Origin of the sequence: Chryseobacterium sp. SIMBA_038 (genome assembly GCF_046535115.1) — a bacterium.
Lineage (GTDB): Bacteria > Bacteroidota > Bacteroidia > Flavobacteriales > Weeksellaceae > Chryseobacterium.
Genome location: NZ_JAWRXH010000348.1, coordinates 1 through 247, shown reverse-complemented (window position 1 = coordinate 247; position 247 = coordinate 1). Strand labels below are relative to the sequence as shown.

Below are 247 nucleotides of genomic sequence, written 5' to 3'. Positions count from 1 at the left end.
AGCTTGTGTTGCATGAGAATGAGCGGGACGTTGGATGGTGATTTCCGGACGGTTTTGGAATAAAGTGAGAACTTCTTCCTGCATACGGATCATGTCTGCAACATTGTCCTGAAATGCCTGTACCAGCGGATGACCGCTTTTTGTGGCAATGGATGGCGTATTGGCGGTATCGTGTTTTGGCATATCAAAAGATTGAGCCAAAGCTTTCACTTCTTTAAAATTACGGATAATAGGAGAGCCTAATTCC

1 protein-coding gene is annotated in these 247 nt (G+C 44.5%); it reads right to left on the bottom strand.

Going from position 1 to position 247, the window contains the following annotated elements; genetic code table 11:
- On the bottom strand, positions 1-247 hold a 247-nt coding region (locus SB689_RS23845; RefSeq protein ID WP_410694509.1), incomplete at both ends, for a hypothetical protein.